Origin of the sequence: Brucella grignonensis (assembly GCF_002252505.1) — a bacterium.
In the GTDB taxonomy this organism is placed as follows: domain Bacteria; phylum Pseudomonadota; class Alphaproteobacteria; order Rhizobiales; family Rhizobiaceae; genus Brucella; species Brucella grignonensis.
On the sequence record NZ_NNRL01000110.1, the window covers coordinates 1 to 381 of the forward strand.

Consider the following 381-nt stretch of genomic DNA (forward strand, 5'->3'; position numbering starts at 1 on the left):
GGCGACCCGGCGGAGTACTTCTATGGCACCGCCTTTGTCGACATGCTGAGCCAGCTGCGTGACAGTGGCCAGTGGGAACCGATCAACAACAAGATCGCCATCGTCGCAGGTTCCTTCCCCTACAGCCAGGTGGTTGCTCAGGCGATTGTCGAGGCGGCACCCGGGCAGGGGTGGGAAGTGGCCTTCGGTCCGGAAACCGTTGCCGTACCAACGACGGAATGGGGCTCTGTCATCAGTCGCGTCCGCGAAGCGAATGTCGCGGCCATTGCTAACACGCATTTCTTCGCAAGCGACATTGCGGCCTTCACCACGCAGTTCACCTCGAACCCGACCAACAGCCTGTTGTGGTTCCCGTTCGGCGCGCTGTTCAAGGCGTTCACC

Annotated in this window: 1 pseudogene; it reads left to right on the plus strand. The window is 61.4% G+C overall.

Annotation, left to right across the window (positions count from 1 at the left end):
• Positions 1 to 42: 42 nt before the first annotated feature.
• Positions 43 to 381: pseudogene (locus CEV33_RS01440) on the plus strand (ABC transporter substrate-binding protein); the annotation flags it as partial.